14 protein-coding genes and 1 pseudogene are annotated in these 18,902 nt (G+C 63.2%); 10 read left to right on the forward strand and 5 right to left on the reverse strand.

Features of this window, described 5'->3' with window-relative positions:
- Nucleotides 1-90 precede the first annotated feature (90 nt).
- The 3 genes from LGH82_RS21180 (at nucleotide 91) to LGH82_RS21190 (ending at nucleotide 2,658) form a co-directional block, all read left to right on the forward strand.
- Nucleotides 91-924 (forward strand): creatininase family protein, encoded by an 834-nt coding sequence (locus LGH82_RS21180; protein ID WP_227344589.1) that lies wholly within the window; start codon nucleotides 91-93, stop codon nucleotides 922-924.
- Entirely contained in the window at nucleotides 921-2,105 is a 1,185-nt protein-coding gene (locus LGH82_RS21185) for a YncE family protein (protein WP_227344590.1), read from the forward strand. Before LGH82_RS21180 ends, LGH82_RS21185 begins: the two co-directional genes overlap by 4 nt.
- 244 nt (nucleotides 2,106-2,349) lie before the next feature.
- Nucleotides 2,350-2,658, forward strand: coding sequence for a DUF1236 domain-containing protein (locus LGH82_RS21190; protein WP_227344591.1), 309 nt, complete (start codon nucleotides 2,350-2,352; stop codon nucleotides 2,656-2,658).
- Nucleotides 2,659-2,741: 83 nt separating this feature from the next.
- Here the strand turns inward: LGH82_RS21190 and LGH82_RS21195 are convergent, their stop codons facing one another.
- Together LGH82_RS21195 and LGH82_RS21200 are read right to left on the reverse strand one after the other, a co-directional pair.
- Nucleotides 2,742-3,674: a dimethylarginine dimethylaminohydrolase family protein gene (locus LGH82_RS21195; RefSeq protein WP_227344592.1), complete on the reverse strand. Its 933-nt coding sequence runs from the start codon at nucleotides 3,672-3,674 to the stop codon at nucleotides 2,742-2,744.
- A 28-nt stretch (nucleotides 3,675-3,702) separates the two neighbouring features.
- A complete protein-coding gene (locus tag LGH82_RS21200) occupies nucleotides 3,703-5,292 on the reverse strand; it encodes an amidohydrolase (RefSeq protein ID WP_227344593.1) in 1,590 nt (529 codons plus the stop codon).
- A gap of 84 nt (nucleotides 5,293-5,376) precedes the next feature.
- Between LGH82_RS21200 and LGH82_RS21205 the strand changes: the two genes are divergently transcribed.
- From LGH82_RS21205 to LGH82_RS21225, 5 genes are all read left to right on the forward strand, one after another.
- Nucleotides 5,377-6,273 carry a LysR substrate-binding domain-containing protein gene (locus LGH82_RS21205; protein ID WP_227344594.1) on the forward strand — a complete coding sequence of 299 codons (897 nt, stop codon included), beginning with the start codon at nucleotides 5,377-5,379 and terminating at the stop codon, nucleotides 6,271-6,273.
- Nucleotides 6,274-6,515: 242 nt separating this feature from the next.
- Entirely contained in the window at nucleotides 6,516-7,610 is a 1,095-nt protein-coding gene (locus LGH82_RS21210; RefSeq protein ID WP_227344595.1) for an ABC transporter ATP-binding protein, read from the forward strand.
- A gap of 67 nt (nucleotides 7,611-7,677) precedes the next feature.
- Nucleotides 7,678-8,793, forward strand: coding sequence for an ABC transporter substrate-binding protein (locus LGH82_RS21215; RefSeq protein ID WP_227344596.1), 1,116 nt, complete (start codon nucleotides 7,678-7,680; stop codon nucleotides 8,791-8,793).
- 10 nt (nucleotides 8,794-8,803) lie between these two features.
- Nucleotides 8,804-9,637: an ABC transporter permease gene (locus tag LGH82_RS21220; RefSeq protein WP_227344597.1), complete on the forward strand. Its 834-nt coding sequence runs from the start codon at nucleotides 8,804-8,806 to the stop codon at nucleotides 9,635-9,637.
- 5 nt (nucleotides 9,638-9,642) lie between these two features.
- Nucleotides 9,643-10,449, forward strand: a complete 807-nt coding sequence (locus LGH82_RS21225) for an ABC transporter permease (RefSeq protein ID WP_227344598.1) — start codon at nucleotides 9,643-9,645, stop codon at nucleotides 10,447-10,449.
- Nucleotides 10,450-10,539: 90 nt separating this feature from the next.
- On the opposite strand, the gene LGH82_RS21230 is transcribed toward LGH82_RS21225, so the two are convergent.
- The gene (locus tag LGH82_RS21230) at nucleotides 10,540-11,871 is read right to left on the reverse strand and encodes a dicarboxylate/amino acid:cation symporter (RefSeq protein ID WP_227344599.1); all 1,332 of its coding nucleotides are present in this window, start codon (nucleotides 11,869-11,871) and stop codon (nucleotides 10,540-10,542) included.
- Nucleotides 11,872-12,109: 238 nt separating this feature from the next.
- Between LGH82_RS21230 and LGH82_RS21235 the strand changes: the two are divergent.
- Nucleotides 12,110-13,965: pseudogene (locus LGH82_RS21235) on the forward strand (sensor histidine kinase).
- Entirely contained in the window at nucleotides 13,962-15,311 is a 1,350-nt protein-coding gene (locus tag LGH82_RS21240; RefSeq protein WP_227344600.1) for a sigma-54-dependent transcriptional regulator, read from the forward strand. The pseudogene LGH82_RS21235 and the gene LGH82_RS21240 overlap by 4 nt, the downstream one beginning before the upstream one ends.
- A gap of 225 nt (nucleotides 15,312-15,536) precedes the next feature.
- Here LGH82_RS21240 and LGH82_RS21245 read toward each other — a convergent pair whose 3' ends face one another.
- Together LGH82_RS21245 and uxaC are read right to left on the reverse strand one after the other, a co-directional pair.
- Nucleotides 15,537-17,213: a sulfotransferase gene (locus tag LGH82_RS21245; protein WP_227344601.1), complete on the reverse strand. Its 1,677-nt coding sequence runs from the start codon at nucleotides 17,211-17,213 to the stop codon at nucleotides 15,537-15,539.
- 144 nt (nucleotides 17,214-17,357) lie between these two features.
- On the reverse strand, nucleotides 17,358-18,767 hold the full coding sequence (gene uxaC / locus LGH82_RS21250; protein WP_227344602.1) for a glucuronate isomerase: 1,410 nt from the start codon (nucleotides 18,765-18,767) through the stop codon (nucleotides 17,358-17,360).
- Nucleotides 18,768-18,902: the final 135 nt, after the last annotated feature.

Here is an 18,902-nt window from a genome sequence, read left to right on the forward strand (position 1 = left end):
CCCGCACCGCCCCAGCCTTTTACGATTATGTAAAGCGACGGGTGTAGATGAATAAGTACGGTCGAAACCGACCTGTGGACCGAGGTTGGAATGATCGCGCCGCGCAGCTTCACTTTCATCCGCACCGTTCTCGCTCTCTGGTCCGTTTCAATTCTCCTGTTCGCGGCGAGCCCGGCCAATGCGTCGGTGTTCCTCGAGGACCTGACCTGGACCGAACTGCGCGACCTCATCGGAGGCGGGACGACGACCATCATCATCCCGATCGGCGGCACCGAGCAGAGCGGTCCCGCCATGGCGCTGGGCAAGCACAATGCGCGGGTGAAGTTCCTCGCCGAAAAGATTGCCGAGCGGTTGGGCAATGCGCTGGTCGCTCCGGTGATTGCCTATGTGCCGGAAGGCAGCATCGATCCGCCGACCGCCCACATGAAATTTCCAGGCACCATCACCATCAGCGACAAGGTGTTCGAGGCGCTGCTCGAATCGGCGGCGCGCAGCTTCAAGCTGCATGGCTTCAAGACCATCGTTTTCATCGGCGACCACGGCGGTTATCAGGCCGATGAAAGCACTGTCGCCGATCGCCTGAATGCCGAATGGAAGAAAACGCCGGTCCGGGTGTTCGCGGATCTCGACTATTACCGGATCACGCAAGGCGCCTATGTCGACAAGCTCTTGGCCGCCGGCGCGAAGCATTCGGAGATCGGTAGCCATGCGGGCCTTGCCGACACGTCGCTGATGCTTGCCGTCGATCCATCCATGGTGCGCAAGGACCGTCTTGCGGCCGCCTCCAAATTCACCGCGGCCGACGGCGTCTATGGCGGCGATCCGACGCGGTCCTCGGCCGAGTTCGGCCAGCTCGGCATCGACCTGATCGTCAACGGAACAACCGACGCCATTCGCGGCTTCATCGCAAAGCAGCCCAAATGACCAAGACATATCAGCGATTCACCAGCTTCCTTGCACCGTTCCTGCTGCTGACCTGCCTGTCGTCAGCGGCGTCGGCTGGCTCCTGCCCGGAGGATTGCAGCGAGCCGCCCGCCCAGGCCCCAGCCAAGGCGCAGACTCCCGTCAATATCTACAGCGAAACGACGGCCGGTCATCTCAGCCCCGCCACCGCCGGCGCTCTCTCGCGCGTCTATGTCCCCAACCGCTCCTCCAACAGCGTGTCCGTGATCGATATAGAGACCTTGAAGGAAGTGGCCAGGTTCCCTGTCGGGCGCAAGCCCCAGCACGTCGTTCCGTCCTGGGACCTCCAGACGCTCTGGGTCGCCAACAACGCCAGCGGCACCAAGCTGGGCAGCGTGACGCCGATCGATCCGAAGACCAGCAAGCCCGGCCAGCAGATCGCGGTCGATGATCCCTACAACATGTATTTCATGCCGGACGGCAGTTCAGCCATCATCGTCGATGAAGCCTATGAGCGGCTCGACCTGCGCGATCCCCATTCAATGGCGTTGAAATCAACCATTCCCACACCGACCTGCCCCGGCATCAACCATGCCGATTTCGCCGCCGACAATTCATACGCCATCTTCACCTGCGAGTATGGCGACGGCGGCCTGCTCAAGGTGGACCTCAAGAACCAGAAGGTGCTGGGCCACCTCTCCCTGTCGAAGATGGGCATGCCGCAGGACATCCGGCTTTCGCCCGACGGCAAGGTTTTCTACGTCGCCGACATGATGAATGACGGTGTCTTCCTCATCGACGGCGACAGCTTTACCGAAATTGGCTTCATTCCCACCGGCATTGGCACGCATGGCTTTGTCGTCAGCCGCGACGGAACCAAGCTCTATGTGTCCAATCGCGGTTCGCGCAAGATGGAGCAAGGCCGTGCCAAGGGGCCGGGCAGTGTCACCGTCATCGATTTCGCCACCCGCACGATAACAGCGCAATGGCCAATCCCCGGCGGCGGCAGCCCCGACATGGGCAATGTCAGCGCCGATGGAAAGCAATTGTGGCTGTCCGGCCGCTTCGACAGCGAAGTCTACATGTTCGACACCACTTCCGGCGCGGTGACGAAAATCCGTGTCGGCGTGGAGCCGCACGGCCTGACGGTATGGCCGCAGCCCGGCCGCTATTCGCAAGGCCACACCGGCAACATGCGGTGAGTTGCGTCACCCCGACGATCTTTGTGAGTCCGCCGACAGGCCGGGCCGGCCGCCGTGATTTCCACCACCTGCACGGCTCAGCCGGGTCGTTGACGCGCTACTCCTCGCCCAGAACAGGTCGGTGCCATTTACCAGGCAGTCAGGAACAAGCCGCCTCGCCGTGAGTTACCAACACGGACGTACCTCTGCTGTGAACGCAAAGGCGCTTCCCGCGCATTCATGCATTCATTCAAAGGAGACGGTAGTGAAAACGCATCTTTCAGTAGCAGCAGCAGGTATTCTTCTTCTCGCTGGCGTCGGTATCGCCTCGGCGGAAACTATTATCATCAAGCCAGAGCAGGAAACCGTTATTCGGGAATACGTGAAGAAGAAGCCACTGGTTTCACTTGATCTTCCAGGCGTCGAATTGAACCTCGGCTCAAAGCTGCCCGATACGGTCGAGCTTCACAGGATCGATGTGCCGGATGTCAGGTATCAGTATGTCGTGGTGGGCGGACGCACCTATCTGGTCGATCCGGACACCCACGAGATTGTCCAGGAAATCGAGCAGTAGCCTCAGCGTCAAAGGCACGAAGACCCGCCGTGCCGGAAGGCACGACGGGTCTACTGCGATCGGCGACGGATTCTACCGGCTGTTCACACTGGCTCGCGCTTGAGCGCCTGCGCCATGCAGTGGATGCCGCCGCCGGTCTTCGAGATCTCGCTCATGTCGACCGCCGCGACCTCGAAGCCGCGCGCCTTGAGCTGGCCGATCAACGACTTCGATGAGGTCGGCGCGATCACCCGGTCCTTGCCCAGCGACATGAAGTTGCAGCCGAGCGCCATCGTGTCCTGGAACGGCACGTCGATGATCTCGTGGCCCTTGCCCTTCAGCCAGTCGACGATGCCCGGTTCCGTGCAGGCAAGGCAGACGGCCGTCAGCTTCTCGGCGATCGGCACCACCATCAGGTCGATATGGACGTAATATTCGTCGATGAAGGCGATACGGGTTTCCCAGCCTTCCTTGTCGAACCAGGCCTGCACCTGACGCGCGCCTTCCTCCTGCGTACGGGCGCCGCCGCAGCCGATCAGTACCACGCCATCCTCGATGACGTTGAAGTCGCCGCCTTCGAAGGTGCCGGCGGTGACCATGTCATAGATCGGGATGCCGAGCTTCTCATAGGTGCGGATCGCCGCGTAGTTCTCGCCGCGCCGCCACCAGTTGGCCATGGCGGTGATGAAGGCGCCATAGGGCGTCATCACGCTGGAATCGCGCGAATAGACCTGCATCGGCAGCTCCGGCGTCGGCTCGTGCCAGTGGATGTTGACGCCGAAATGCTCGTAGGCGGCAACGAGGTCCTTGTGCTGCGCCTGCGCGATCTGGACGTTGCAGGGCGCCTCGCGCAGATGCTTGCGCGACAGCGAGCTGGTCGACAGATGGCGCAGGAAATTCGGCGAGCCGAGCAAAACGTCGGTCAGCACGTCGGTCTCGTTGGCAAAGCCCCAGGCGGTAAGCGGCTTGGTGCCGCCGGCCGGGTTGCGGCGCTGGAGCGAAAATGGTTCTGCGACAATGCGGTCATGAACGGTCATGGGATTCTCCTCGTGATCAAATCGGCGGTCATGCGGTTTGGTTGGGTATCCACCAGTCGCGGCCGCGCGGCGTGGTGACATATTCGGGCCAGCGGAAGTGGATCGGTGGGTCGTAGTCGCACAGCGGCGCGATCCAGTTCGAACCGCCAATACCGCCACCGGTACGCTTGACGAATTCGTCCATCGCCGCATCGCGGGCTGCCTTGTCTTCGAGCAGGCGCAGCGCCGCGAGCGCGACCGTCTTGGACGCGCAGGTGACCATCGGGTCGATGGTGGCGGGAATGCCGCCCAGCGCATTCATGACCCAGGATGGATAAGCCTGTCCGCCGGACGAGCGCAACGCCGGACGAGCGACATAGAAACGTGCCGTCGGCGCATGCCAGCTCATGTCGGTGTAGTCGTCGGAGGTCGAATTAGTCTGCGACGGCGGCAGGTCGCGCCGCAGGATCGCTTCAGCCTCTTGTGGCGTGATCAGCCGCTCCAACGCATCGATAAACGGATTTTCCGTGGCAATGCCGCCGGCATTGACCTGGATTTCGCGCGCAACGGCTTTCGCGGCTTCGTTCCAGTGCGGCGGACCAACCGTCGACAGCGCCCCATAGGCGATATCAGCCATCGCGTGATTGGCGAGCCCCGGTCGCGATTTGGAGACCCAGTGCCGCTCATACCGGCAGCCACTCATCCTGGCAGCGGCTTCCGCATTGCGGTCAAGTATCGCGGTCACCTGCTCGGCCATGGCCAGGGTCGGCACGCGCATCATGTACTGGATCTCGGCGAGCCCCGCCGGCAGATTGTCGGCGGTGGCCTGCCCCGCCGTCAGGATCGCCTCGCTGATCGACCAGCCGCCCTGGTGCGGAAGCATGGAATCACGCAGCGCTTTCGAGGCCATGTACATCATCATCAGCGCGTCATTGGCGCCGGGCGCCCTGATCGCGGAATGCGACTGCGGAATCGGCGCCCCGTCGCTTGCGCGAACCCAATTTTCGGGTTCGTCGCAGATAAAGCGGTAGATCATCGCATAGGCCGCGCCGCAATGCGTGTCCCAGCGCGCCGTGTTGCAGAGCGGCAGCATGTAGAACGGGTGGAAGGAGAGCATTCCATCCAGTCCGTCATAATAGCCCCTGGCGGCATGGATGGGTTTTGAACCCCGCACCTTCTCGGCCGGCTCCCCGGTGAAGCGCAACGTTCCGCCAATGCCATGGCGCTGCATCGCGGCCTTGGTCGCCAGCAGACCGCCAAGGCTGGAAATCCCCAGTCCGGAATGCGGATCGGTATGGCCGCCGGCATGTTCGCCGAGGCCAGGGCGCGGGCGCTTGACCGTCGCCGCATCCTGGCAATTGCCGGGCACCGCGTCATACTCGGCATACATGCCGATGGTCGGACCGGCGCCGTTGGTCCAGTGGGCACAGAAGGCCGTGGGCATGCCGCCCGAACCTTCTTCGACCGAGAACCCCTCGCGCTTCAGCAGTTCCACGTACCAGGCGGCCGACTGGTATTCGCGCCAGGCGGTCTCACCAAAATCGAAGATGGTCCGCGTCCACGCCGACAGCGACGGCTGGATGTCGTCGAGATGGGCAAGCGCGGTTGCCTGGGCGGAGGTCGTCACTGGTTTATCCATGGAACGAGAAGAAAGCAGTGAAGCGCTTTTTCAAAAAGTGATATGTTTTCCCGGTTCGTGCAAATTCGGTTCACCTGAGGCATCTTGAGAATACCATCGACCCAAGCGCTGCGTGCGCTCGACAGTTTCGCCCGCCATGGCAGCGTGTGGCGCGCCGCCGACGAACTGCACCTGACCCGCAGCGCCGTCAGCCATCAGCTGCGCCTGCTCGAGCGCGATCTCGGCTTCGATCTGCTTGAGCGCATCGGCAAGGGCGTGGCGCTGACCCCACGCGGCCAGCGCTACGCCAGCGACGTGCGCAAGGCGCTGACGGTGTTGGGCGACGCGGTGACCCGCCACGAGGGCACCGGCGTCGGCGGCTCGTTCGCCGTTTCCTGCACACCGGGCTTCGCCTCGCTGTTCCTGTGCACGCATATCGCGGAATTCCGGCAGATGTATCCGGATGTGGCCCTGCACATATTGACACCGCGACGCCTGGACGATGTCAGCAATCCGGAAGCCGATGCCTTCATCGCCTTCGGCGTCGGCAACTGGCCGAACCGCGCGGTGGAGCTGCTTTGCGAAATTTCCTTCACGCCGCTGTGCAGCCCGACCCTGCTCAACAAGGTAGGCGGCCTTTCGAAGCCGTCGGACGTGCTGCGCGCAAATCTGCTCCATCTTGATGACACCGAGGACTGGGCGCGCTGGCTGGCGCTGTCCAAGGTGGAAAACCCCGACACCGAAGGCGGCATCTTCTTTTCGGACATGAACCTTGTCTTCTCGGCGGCGATCGCCGGCCAGGGCATTGCCATGGGCGATGAGCTGACCAGCCGCCGCGCGCTGAATGAAGGCCGGCTCGTCAGACCGTTCGACATCGCGATCAAGTCGCCGCGCTCCTATTTCATGGTCTCCGAGCACGCCAAGGCGTCGCATCCTGTGCTGGAAGCGTTCGCGGCATGGTTGAGGTCGAAGCTCTCGGAGAATCCGGTCAGGCCATATTGAGCCAGGCGATGGAGAGCTGATCTCCCCCGCGCGGGGGAGATGGCCGCGAAGCGGTCAGAGGGGTCGGTCCGATCGGGCTCGGCCCCGTCTGGCTTTTCACAAGAAGAGGACGTCGCGCTCGACGCGAACCGCCCTGTCTGGCGCCATAGATGAATCAAATTTGCCGATCCGGCGAAAACTATTCGGTTGCGGTGAGCCGGAACCGTGCCTACGATTTCGATAAGCGTTAGGGAAAGGGCAGTATGCAGCAACCCGGCCATGCCGCAGAGATCAAGGCAATCGGGATCGGTAAGAGCTTCGGCTCCTTCCGTGCGCTTGACAATCTGTCCCTCAATATCGGCCGGGGCGAGTTCCTGACCCTGCTCGGACCTTCTGGCTCGGGCAAGACCACCTTCCTGATGATCCTGGCCGGCTTCGTCCAGCCGAGCGAAGGCAAGCTTTTCAGCGACGGGACCGACATTACCGACCGGCCAGCCGAACAGCGCGCCGCCGGCATGGTGTTCCAGGGCTATGCGCTGTTCCCGCATATGAGCGTCGAGGCCAACATCGCCTTCCCGCTCAAGGTGCGCAAGAAATCGGCTGCCGACATCAAGCGCCGCGTCGGCGAGATGATCGAGCGCGTCGGGCTGAAGGGTCATGAGAAGAAATTGCCGGCGCAGCTTTCGGGCGGCCAGCAGCAGCGCGTGGCCCTTGCCCGTGCGCTGGTGTTCGAGCCGGGCGTGCTGTTGCTCGACGAACCGTTCTCGGCACTCGACAAGGGCCTGCGCGGCCAGATGCAGGCCGAGATGAAACGGCTGCATGAGGAGACCGGCACCACTTTCGTCTTCGTCACCCACGACCAGAGCGAGGCGCTGGCGCTGTCGTCGCGCGTTGCCATCTTCAACCATGGCAAACTGCTGCAGGTCGGCGCCCCCGACGAGGTCTACGACCGGCCGGACAACCGCTTCGTCGCCGAGTTCCTCGGCGAGATCAACATGTTGCCGCTGAAGGGTGTGCGCCCGGCCGACAACGGCTCGACGGGCCTCTGCGAGGACCGCGCGGTCAGCATGCGCTGCAAGGCCGAGGCGGTGCGTGGCGATGCGATCCTGGCGATCCGGCCTGAATATATGTCGATCGCCGGCGAGGCCGTGGCAGGCGAGAATGGGATCGCCGCGACAGCCACCAACTCGACCTACCTGGGTGCCGCGACGCGGCTCGACCTGACGACGCGGCAAGGCGCCAAGGTCACGGTGTCGGTGCCGAACGAGGTTGCGGCCTCGGCACTCAGCAAAGGCAATTCCGTCTGGCTGACCTGGCCGGCGGAAAAGGGTTTCCTCCTTCCGGACGGAGGACAATGACCGCCTGCGTGGACCGGTGGGACACGCAGGCTTCCGGAAACGATCAACAACAATAAGGGGAACTGACATGACACACGACACCAAGAAACAAGCCGTCGAGACCCTGTCCGCCCGGGCAGGTCGAGGTGAAATCTCGCGCCGTCAATTCGCGCAGTTGGCGGCGATCGTGCTGGCCGGCACGCCGATGCTGCTGCGCTCGACCGGGGCCTTTGCCGCGGCCAAGGAACTGGTGCTGGTGAACTGGGGCGGCGACGCCATCACCGCTTATGACGCCGCCTATGGCCAGTCGTTCACCAAGGACACCGGCATTGTCGTCAAGATGGACGGTTCGGGCCCGACCGAAGGCGCCATCGCCGCTCAGTTCAAGAGCGGCGCGCCGACCTGGGACCTCGTCGACGTCGACCCGTTCTCGGCCATCACGCTCGGCGCGCAAGGTATGCTCGAGCCGATCGACTACAATGTTGTCGACAAGAAGAAGATGCGCCCCGGCTTCGGCTGGGACTACGCCGCCTCGACCTATTTCTTCTCCTACATCATCGCCTACGATTCGGAGAAATACGGCAAGGACGCCCCGACCGGCATGGCCGATTTCTTCGACGTGAAGAAATTCCCCGGCAAGCGCTCGCTCTACAAATGGGGCGTGTCGAGCTGGGAAGCGGCCCTTCTGGCCGACGGCGTCGCGCCAGCTTCGCTCTACCCGCTCGATCTCAAGCGCGCGCATGACAAGATCGCTGCCTTCAAGGAAAACGTCGTCTCCTATTGGGGCGGCGGCGCCGAGAGCCAGAGTGTGCTGCTCAACGGCGAGGCGTCTATGGCCATCGTCTGGTCGACCCGCGCCTCGCTGATCGAGCAGGATTCCGGCGGCAAGATCAAGTTCATCTGGGACCAGGGCCTGATCTCGCCCGGCGCACTTGCCGTCCTCAAGGGCAACCCCGGCGGCAAGGACGCTGCAATGAAATTCATCGCCAGCGCCCAGGATCCGCAAAAGCAGCTGATCATGTTCGACAAGCTCGGCCAGGGCCCAGCCAATCCGGCCGCCGACGCGCTGATCCCGGCCGACAAGAAGCGGATCAATCCGGTCGACCCCGCCAACATGGCCAAGCAGATCCCGCTCGACATGGACTGGTACGCCAAGAACTACGGGGCGGCGCTCGACGAATACACCAAGATCATCTCCGCCTGATCAGGCCAGGATGCGGTCCTATCTCTCAGACAGGATGGGCGCGGCGCTGTTGATGGCGCCGCTGCTCCTGTTCCTCGTGCTGGCCTATGCCTGGCCGTTCCTCGGTGTCGTCAAGTGGAGCTTCACGCTGCCGACGCCGGGGCTCGGCCAGTATGAAGCGCTGCTCACCGACGATCTCGTGCAGTCGGTGTTCATCAGGACGCTGCGCATCGCGGCAATCGTCACCATCGTGTCGGTCGCCGCTGCCTATGCCATCACAGTCGTCTGGGTGCGCGGCACGCCGGCGCAGCGCCTGGTGGCCGAGTTCTGCATTCTCGTTCCCTTCTGGATTTCCGTGCTGACCCGCGCCTTCGGCTGGGTGGCGCTGCTCTCCAACCGCGGCCTGATCAACACCTGGCTGCAGGCGCTCGGCTTCATCTCCGAACCGCTGACCTTGGTGCGCAACGAATTCGGCGTCATCGTCGGCATGACGCATTTCCTCATTCCCTTCGCCGTCTTTCCGCTGGCATCCGCCATGCGCAGCCTCGACGACCGCGTGCTTCTGGCGGCGCGCGGGCTCGGCTCCAGCCGCATGCGCACCTTCTGGTCGGTCTTCGTGCCGATGACCCGCTCCGGCATCATCGGGGCCGCACTCATCGTCTTCGTCTTTTCGCTGGGCTTCTTCGTCACGCCGGCGATCCTTGGCGGCGGCCGCAGCGTGATGGTCGCCGAACTGATCTATCTCAGGATCTTCCAGAGCCCGGATTGGGGACTGGGCGCGGCGATCAGCGTCGTGCTGGTGCTGTTCGTCGGCGCGCTGATGGCTCTGCTGTTCCGTTACGTGCAACCAAAGCAGATGGTGTAGCCGCGATGCCGACCTATCGCCCCGGCCCCGTCTCGCTGATCATCGCCGCCTTCGTCGCGCTGTTCCTGCTGATGCCGCTGCTCGCCGTCGTCCCGGTGTCGCTGACGCCAAGCCGCATGCTGTCGATGCCCAATGGCGAACTCTCGCTGCGTCACTACAGGTCGCTGATCGAGGACCCGCGCTGGATCGACTCGATCCTGCTCTCGATCCGCATCGGCGTCGTCAGCAGCGCCTTCTCCACCGTGCTGGCGCTGTGCTTCAGCCTGGGTGTGTGGATGTTCCAGCCGCGCTTCACCGCCGCCCTTGTCGGCTTCGTGTTGCTGCCGATGGTGGTGCCGCCGGTGGTCTCGGCGATCACGCTCTACTTCCTGTTGACCTCGATCTCAGGCTTCAGCTCGTTCTTCGGCTATGACACGTGGCTTGGCGTCGCCATGGCCCATTCGGTGATGACGGTGCCCTTCGCCACGGTGCTGATGCTGGTGTCGCTCAGCCAACTCGACCGGCGCATCGACCTTGCCGCGCGTGGCCTTGGCGCCACCGTCTGGGAGCGCGCCACCCGCATCATCATGCCCAACATCAAGTTCGGCATCATCACCGCCGCGCTGCTGTCCTTCGTACTGTCCTGGGAAGAGATCGGCGTCACCCTGTTCATCACCTCGGTCAACGCCATCACACTGCCCAGGCTGATGTGGATGGGCCTGCGCGACAACATCGACCCGGCGATCGCGGCACTTTCGGTGATCCTGATCATCATCACTGTGCTGGTGCTGGCAGTGCGCAGCTTTGTGGTCAGGCTGCGCACCACGCAGTGAAGCTCCATCCCGATCGGGATGGAGCTCTGTTTTCTTGCGTTCATGGCTGATGCGATGGAGTCGAGGACGACCCGACCCCCGTCATTGCGATCAGGCAGGCTGCAGTCCTGGCACCGACAAGTCGACCTCTTCCGGCAAGGTGCCGGCCAGGGCCGCCGCGAACTTCGACTGGTCGAGCTCGCCTTCCCAGCGCGCCACGACGATCGTCGCAACGGCATTACCGACGAGGTTGGTGAGTGCACGGCATTCCGACATGAAGCGGTCGATGCCGAGGATCAGCGCCAGGCCGGCGACCGGCACGGTGGGGACGACAGACAGCGTCGCGGCCAGCGTGATGAAGCCGGCGCCGGTAATGCCGGCGGCGCCCTTGGAGCTCAGCATCGCCACCAGCAACAGCAGGATCTGGTCGCCATAGGTGAGCGGCGTATCGGTCGCCTGCGCGATGAACAGCGCGGCAAGCGTCATGTAGATATTGGTGCCGTCGAGGTTGAAGGAATAGCCGGTGGGAATGACCAGGCCGACCACGGAGCGATTGCAGCCGGCGCGCTCCATCTTGGCCATCAGGCCGGGAAGTGCCGCTTCCGAGGACGAGGTGCCGAGCACCAGCAGCAGTTCTTCCTTGATATAGCGCAGCAGCGCCAGGATCGAGAAGCCGTTGTAGCGGGCGACCGATCCGAGCACCACCAGCACGAACAGAACAGCGGTCAGGTAGAATGTGCCGATCAGCATGGCGAGATTGGCAACGGAGCCGATGCCGTATTTGCCGATGGTGAAGGCCATTGCGCCAAAGGCGCCGATGGGTGCGGCCTTCATCAGGATGGCGACGAGGCGGAAGATCGGCGCGGTCAGCGCCTGCAGGAAATCGACGACGGGGCGGCCGCGATCGCCGACCAGCGCAAGTGCTATGCCGAACAGCACCGAGAAGAACAGCACCTGCAGGATATCGCCCTGGGCGAAGGCGCTGGTGATGGTGTCGGGGATGATGTTCATCAGGAACCCGACGATGGTCGAGTCATGCGCCTTCTCGGCATATGAAGCCACCGACTTGGCGTCGAGCGTGGCCGGATTGATGTGCATGCCGGCGCCCGGCTGCACGATGTTCGAGACGACGAGGCCAACGAGGAGCGCCAGCGTCGAGAACACCAGGAAGTAGATCATCGCCTTGCCGGCGACACGGCCAACCTTCTGCAGGTCGGAAACACCGGCAATGCCTGTTGCCACCGTCAGGAAGATGACCGGGGCGATGACCATCTTCACCAGCTTGATGAAGGCATCGCCCAGCGGCTTCATGGACGCGCCGATCTCGGGATAGTAGTGGCCGAGCAGGATGCCGGCGGCGATCGCCGTCAGGACCTGGACATAGAGATGCCGGTAAAAGGGTACCTTGCCGCGCGTTTCGGCGGCAGCGAATGCTGTCTGCATGATGTCCTCCATCGCGCCCCGATCGAGAAGCTCGACCTCCCGGGGCAATTGCATTGACCTCCAACAGCCGGAGCTGCTGGATTGGCATTTGCAACTGCCGTGCCAGACGCGCACGGTCAGCCTATCAATCTGATTTCATTAGAAAATCACAAGTTATATGGCTACCTTCAGCTGCCAATAGTGCGGATATCCGCATGGTTCCAATTGTGTTTTGTGCGAAATCATGCACAGATGGGTGATGCTGCAACGTTCAGCCATTGCTTCGTTGTCGACGCCCGAGCAACTCAGCGGGCGCGCACGCCGCGCATGGCTGCTGTTTGCAGCAATTGCGCTGCTGGTCGTGGCGGCGGCGTTGTACGGAGCCGGACGCCATGCCCGCACGGCCGCGATCGAAGCACTGGCAACGCAGGGCCGCACTGACGCCAATCTGAAAGTCGCGCTGTTGCGTGCCGTGCTGGAGAGCCCGCGCGCCCTGCCCTTGCTGCTGTCCGAGGACCAGCAGGTGCGCGATGCGCTGACCCTGAAAAGCAGCGCCGCGATCGATGTGCTGAACCGCAAGCTGGAGGGCCTCGTCTCCGGCACCAAGGCGTCGGTGCTCTATGTCATCGGCACCGACGGACTGGCCATCGCCTCCAGCAATTGGCGCGAGCCGATCAGCTTTGTCGGCACCGACTACACATTCCGCGACTATTTCACCCGGGCGATGCAGGCTGGCACGGCCGAGTATTTCGCGCTCGGCAATGTCAGCAAGCGCCCCGGCCTCTACATTTCCCGCCGCGTCGGCGGTGCCGACGCGCCGCTCGGGGTCGTCGTCGTCAAGGCGGAGTTCGACCAGCTCGAAGCCGACTGGCACGAGGCGAACCGACCCGCCTATGTCAGCGACGAACATGGCGTCGTGCTGATCACCAGCATCCCGTCCTGGCGCTTCATGACGGTGGCGCCGCTCACCGGCCAAGACCTCGCCACAGTTCGGGACAGCCAGCAATTCGGCGACGCGCCGCTGATGCCCCTGCCAATCACCCGCCCGGAGGCGCTGAGCCCAGACGTGACCGTCGTTCATGCCGTCACGCCCGGCGGCAGCGACGCCGAATACCTGCGCCTTTCCACCTTGGTTCCCTCGACCGCCTGGCGTCTCGACTATCTCGTTCCAACCGAGGGACCGGTTGCCGCCGCGATCCGCGAAATGCGGCTTCTTACGCTGGGCGTCATCATCCCCCTGATGGGCCTTGCCGCGTATCTCTTGTGGCGCCGGCAGTCGACGCTGATGCGGATCGCCGCAGAACGGGCTGATCGCACCGAGCTTGAGCGCCGCGTCACTGAGCGGACCGAGGATCTGAGCCGCGCGCGTGACCGCCTGCAGGCCGAGATCACCGGCCACCGCAGTAGGCAAAGCTCCAGGGTGTGCAGCAGGAGCTGGTCCAGGCGAACCGCCTCGCGATCCTCGGCCAGGTCGCCGCCGGCGTCGCGCATGAGATCAACCAGCCGGTCGCCACCATCCGCGCCTATGCCGACAATGCGCGTGTCTTCCTTGACCGCAAGCAGACCGCGCCCGTCGAGGAAAACCTCGGCGCCATCGCCGTGTTGACGGAACGTATCGGCGGTATCACCGACGAATTGAAGGCCTTTGCCCGCAAGGGGCGAACCGCCGCCGAGCCGGTGGAACTGCGCGGCGTGATCGAGGGCGCCCTGGTGCTTTTGCGAAGCCGTTTCGCCGGCCAGCTTGATGCGCTCGCCATCGACCTGCCGCCACCCACGCTGATGGTGATGGGAAACCGCGTGCGGCTCGAGCAGGTGCTGATCAATCTCTTCCAGAATGCACTGGAAGCGCTCGAGGGCCGTGACGACGCCAGGGTGCGGGTTTCCGTTGAAACGACCGGAGACGAGGTAAATGTCAGCGTGTCCGACAACGGCCCGGGCATATCAGCCGAAATCCTGCGCTCGCTCTTCACCCCCTTCAACACATCGAAGGAAAAGGGCCTTGGCCTCGGCCTCGTCATCTCGAAAGACATCGTCGCCGACTATGGCGGCCGCATCGAGGTTGCGAGCGGCGACAGCGGCACAAGCTTCACGATCTTTCTCTGCAAGGCGGCATGATGGACCAGGACGCAGCACCCGTCATCCTGATTGACGACGACCGCGATCTGCTGAAGGCGACCGCGCAGACTCTGGAGCTTGCCGGCTTTGCCGTGTCGGCCTTCTCGGCGCCTGTCGAGGCGCTGGCCCATCTCGACGCCGGTTTTGCCGGCGTCGTGGTGTCCGACATCCGCATGCCCCGGATCGACGGCCTGCAGCTCTTCGACCGCGTCCTGAAAGTGGACCAGGACATTCCGGTCATTCTCGTCACCGGGCACGGCGACATCGCCATGGCCGTCAAGGCGATCAGGGACGGCGTCTACGATTTCATCACCAAGCCCTTTGCCGCCGACCGGCTGGTGCAGAGCGTGCGGCGAGCGGCGGAAAAGCGCCGCCTGGTGATGGAGAACCGCGCCTTGCGCGATGCGGCCGAGCAGGCGCGGGACGGCCTTCCTCTGATCGGCCAGACGCCGGCCATGGAGCGGCTGCGTCGCACGCTGCGGCAGATCGCCGACACCGATGTCGACGTGCTGGTGACGGGCGAGACCGGTTCCGGCAAGGAAGTGGTGGCGAGCCTCCTGCATCGCTGGAGCCGCCGCGCAAAAGGCAATTTCGTCGCGCTGAATTGCGGCACGCTGCCGGACACCGTCATCGAGAGCGAACTGTTCGGCCACGAGGCCGGCGCCTTCACCGGCGCGCAGAAGAAGCGCATTGGTCGGATCGAGCATGCAAGCGGCGGCACGCTGTTCCTCGACGAGATCGAGAGCATGCCGCCCTCCACGCAGATACAGATGCTGCGGGTACTGGAGATGCGCGAGGTGACGCCGCTCGGCACCAATGAGATACGCCCCGTGGACCTGCGCGTCGTCGCCGCCGCCAAGGTCGATCTCGGCGACCCCAGCCAGCGCGGCAAGTTTCGCGAAGACCTCTACTACCGGCTCAATGTGGTGACGATCTCCATTCCGCCGCTACGCGAACGGCGCGACGATGTCGCCCTGCTGTTCGGCTATTTCACCGAGCGTGCCGCAAGCCGCTTCCGGCGCCCAACGCCCGTCGTGCCGGCGTCCGTCGTTCGCCATCTGCGGGAGCATGACTGGCCAGGCAATGTGCGCGAGCTCGCGCATTTCGCCGAGCGCTTCGTGCTGGGCCTGGAAGACATTGCGGAAACAGCGAAAGCCGGGCCGGTGTCGCCGGACATGCCGCTGCCCGAGCGCATGGAGCGCTATGAGGCCTCGGTCATCCGCGAGACCCTTGACCATCATGACGGCGACGTTCGGCGCACGATCGAGGCGCTGGGCATTCCGCGCAAGACTTTCTACGACAAGCTCCAGCGCCACGGCATCGTGCGCAGCGATTTCTCCAGATAGCAGGCCGCCGATCCGCGGCCGCAATACCAAGTCTGGCCGCAGCATCAGGTCGAGACGGTCGTTAAACCTATTTTCACCATGATCCGGCACCTTCGAATTCAGCGGCGATGTTTGAGTACCGCGGCGCCATGAGCGTCCAGCCAATAGACCCGCGCCTCTCCGGGGCGCGGGTTTCTTCATTTCACAAGGTCCCAACTGTCCGGAGGTCGCCGCGTCGCTGGACGGTCATTGCCAATCCGGCATGTCGTAGCCGAACTCGCGGCAGAAGCTTTCGACACGGTTGAGAAATGCCGGCGGCAGGCCGTGGAGATACGTCCGGAATTCCTCGTTGCTTTCCCATTTTCTCAGGGAGGTTGCCCGGATCGGGTTGTTCGGATCCTGGCTGAAGGGGATTGCCGGTAAAAACCCGAACTGGCGGGCAATGTTGCCCTGAACCATATCCGGCTTGGCGATCAGGTCTTCATAGCGAAGGTAGAGGATGTTCCTTTCCGGGTGCGCCTCTCGCAGCCGCATCAACCCATCATACTCCGCCTCCCAGCGCCCGGTGGTTACATGGAACCGGCGCAGATGCTTCGTCTCCGGATGGGAGCTGGTCAGCGCGTCGAAGGGATGACGCACGCAGTAGATCAGTCCGACGGAAGCCGGCAATTGCGAAAGATTCTCGTGGCAGTCCGCGGTGCGCTTGACGACAAGGTTGGTTTCCGGGCGATCCAGCCTATCGAGCAGTGAGTACGGCGCTTCGACCGGGTGGACATAGATATCGTCGAAACACGCCATCAAACTCAAGCTGAGAGTGGTTCCGCTGCGCGCGCAGCCTGCGATGAAAATACCGGACCCCGTTTGCTCCGGAATTTGCGGTTCTGATGACCGTGGCGACAGCATCCGGCCAACACCGCCAACCAATCGTCCACCCAATTCCTGCAGGGACGCGATTGCCCGGCCGGTCGCCGTGATCCGCGGCGGCTCGGCGAAAGAAATCTCCGCCAACGCTATGCCGCTCTCGGCGGCAACGGCATACAAAAGCCAGGTACGACCGCCTTCCTCGAAAACCGCGGGGTCGCGCAGTGCGTTCTCCCTGCCCTTTGCCGGGCCTGGCCTACTGCGGCGGACGGGCAGATCGGCCCCTTCGTTGGCGGTCATGGGGCGCAGCAATTCGGTTGCTCCCCGCACCTTCCATTGTCGCCAATCCCCGGTGAGATCGATCGCGCCGTGAAGAACCCGCTCGGGAGCATCGCCCTTGCGCGTGTAATAGACTCTCAGTAACTCATCGAATTTCTGCACGGCGACGTGCCTCGGCACAACACGGCGGCGGACAGTGGACAGCACGACCGGGCCCTGCTTGAAATCCGAAATGCCGTCCCTGGAGCGGCAGAGGGTGACGGCATCTGTCCCGAAAAGCCCGTACCACCAGCCGTTGTGGCGGAAAATCCTTGCATAGGATGGCCCGAGCATCTCGGGAAGCGGGTTGAAATGAAGGCCGTCACCGGATGTCGCGGCAAAGGTCATCTGGCCCTTGCCGCTTTTTGTCGGACCATGGAAATACATCACGAAGCGGCGTCTCTGGTGATCGATATGAACGTCGGGAGAGGCAATGTGCTCTTTGATGAACGGGCATTGATCAAGTGCTAACACGCCCGCGGCGTGGACACGCCACGGACCCTGCAAGGAATTCGAATAGGCCAGGCGAATATACGCGCCCGTGTGGTGGGCGAAATAGAGATAGTAGGCGCCCAGCCTGCCTGGCGCCCAGTCTGGCACCTTGATCAGCGACGGGCCATTGATATTGGAGCCATCTTCGCCCGGCAGCATGTTCCGCGAGATGACAGGCCCCAGTCGGCCCGCGGTAAGGACCGCGTTGATTTGAGCACCGGTATGGCGTGTACCTTGCAGGCTTTCGATCAAGCTTCGTCCCCCCGGGCAAAGTTCGCTGATAAGTCCATTTCAGAGCTGATGCAATTCGCTCTCCGGTTCCCGCCGATCAGCGATCAGCCATGCACCCTTCCACGCTGTCGCGGTCAATAATGAAGTTGCTCACACTCCTGCTGCTCAAAGCCTGTAGGCTTTTTTCGCAAGCGAGTAAGCCAGCTCCCCGGCCAGCTCATGCGCCTCGTCCTGGCCAAGCCGATGCTCCGCGACGAGCCGCGCCAGGAAGGCGCAATCGACGCGGCGCGCCACGTCGTGACGGGCCGGGATCGATGGAAAGGCGCGCGTGTCGTCGTTGAAGCCGACGGTGTTGTAGAAGCCGGCGGTTTCCGTCGTCATCTCGCGGAATCGGCGCATGCCTTCAGGGCTATCATGGAACCACCAGGCCGGCCCGAGCTTCAGCGCCGGATAGACGCCGGCAAGCGGCGCCAGTTCGCGCGCATAGCTGCTCTCGTCAAGCGTGAAGAGCACGACCGTGAGATCCCGTTCCAGCCCGACGCAGTCCAGCAGCGGCCTCAGCGCCGTCACATAGTCGGTTCGGGTCGGGATATCGAAACCCTTGTCCCGGCCGAATGTCTCGAACACTGCGCGCGAATGATTTCGCAGGGAGCCGGGATGGATCTGCAGGACCAGCCCGTCGTCCAGGCTCATCTTGGCCATCTCGGTCAGCATCTGGGCGCGAAACAGCCGCCGTTCGCGCTCGTCGTCCGAGCCAAGACGAATCCGGTTGAACAGCTCCTCGGAAGCAGCGGCGGAAAGATTGGCGGTTTCGGCCGTCGGATGGCCATGGTCGGAGGAGGTCGCGCCAAAGCCCTTGAAGAAAGCCCGGCGCTGGCGATGCGCGTCGAGATAGCCGCTCCAGCTACCGGTATCGCAGCCGGTGATTTCGCCGAAACGATCGAGATTGGCCAGAAAGCCCTCAAAATCCGGATCGACGACCGCGTCGGGCCTGTAGGCGGTGACGACCCGGCCCTGCCAGCCGCTGTCGCGGATCATCTTGTGCCACTGCAGATCGTCGAGCGCGCCTTCCGTTGTCGCGATCACCTCGATGTTGAAGCGCTCGAACAGCGCGCGTGGGCGATAATTGTCCCACTGCAGCAAGGTCGCGATCGTGTCGTAGTGACGTTCGGCGGTCGTGGCGTTCAGCGGCTCTTCTATGCCGAAAAGATGAGACAGCACATGGTCGAACCAAAGCCGGGTCGGCGTACCACGAAACAGATAATAGTGTTCGGCGAAGCGTTTCCAGATCGCCCTGCCGTCGGTCTCCATGGCCGAACCGCCGAGGGTTGGAACGCCGAGATCCTCGAGGCGAACACCCTGGCTGAGCAGCATGCGGAAAATATAGTGATCGGGAACGATGAGCAGTCGCGCCGGATCGGGAAACGGTTCGTTGAGCGCATACCAGCGCGGATCGGTATGGCCGTGCGGACTGACGATCGGCAGGCTTTTTATGCCCGCATAGAGGTCGCGGGCAATGGAGCGCGACTGCGCATCGGGTTGAAAAAGCAGGTCCGGATCGGTCAGCGCGATCATGGGAAAAACAGCTCCTTCCAGGTTGGATATCGGTACGGTTGGGCAAGGGTGATGTCAACGTATACGCCGAAACAGGCATCCTTGCGGCAACCGGGAACAGGTGTTACGCAACCCGCGATCCGCTCGGGGACGACG

The organism is Mesorhizobium sp. PAMC28654 (assembly GCF_020616515.1).
Classification (GTDB): Bacteria; Pseudomonadota; Alphaproteobacteria; order Rhizobiales; family Rhizobiaceae; genus Mesorhizobium.